The organism is Hohaiivirga grylli (genome assembly GCF_039655745.1).
Lineage (GTDB): Bacteria > Pseudomonadota > Alphaproteobacteria > Rhizobiales > Beijerinckiaceae > Hohaiivirga > Hohaiivirga grylli.
The window spans coordinates 1-526 of record NZ_JBBYXI010000022.1 but is presented as its reverse complement, the minus strand read 5'-3'; the positions used below and the strand labels follow the sequence as shown (position 1 = coordinate 526).

1 protein-coding gene is annotated in these 526 nt (G+C 54.0%); it reads left to right on the top strand.

Features of this window, described 5'->3' with window-relative positions:
- Nucleotides 1–526, top strand: a 526-nt coding sequence (locus WJT86_RS12275) for an autotransporter outer membrane beta-barrel domain-containing protein (RefSeq protein WP_346337885.1), incomplete at both ends; no start/stop codon positions are given.

The following is a 526-nucleotide window of genomic DNA, read 5'->3' as shown; positions in this document are numbered from 1 at the left end:
GGTATGGATATCTACCGCAGGGAATATGCCGATGGCATGCGTGATATCGCCGGTCTCTATGTCGGCTATGGCAACATCGACAGCAATATCCAGCAGGTCTATGGCGGCAAGGCCGGAACCATGACAATGGACGCCTACTCCCTTGGTGCTTACTGGACACGTAAAGGTGCTTCAGGCTGGTACATTGATGCCGTTGCACAGGGCACACTCTTTGACGATGTGAAGGGCACTTCTGTTGAAGGCAGCCAGATGAAGACCAACGGCTTCGCGTTCACAGCCTCTCTTGAAGGTGGTTACCCGATTGCCCTTGGTCAGGGCTGGTCAATTGAGCCACAGGCACAGCTGATCTACCAGTACGTCTCACTGGATAACAGCCATGATAACTATGGCCGTGTTCTCTATGGCGATACCAACACGCTTTACACCCGTCTGGGTGCCCGTTTGAGCAAGAACTGGGAGCTTGCCAACCGGTATCAGCTGACCACATGGGCCCGTGTTAACCTGTGGCATGCCTTTGGCGGTAATG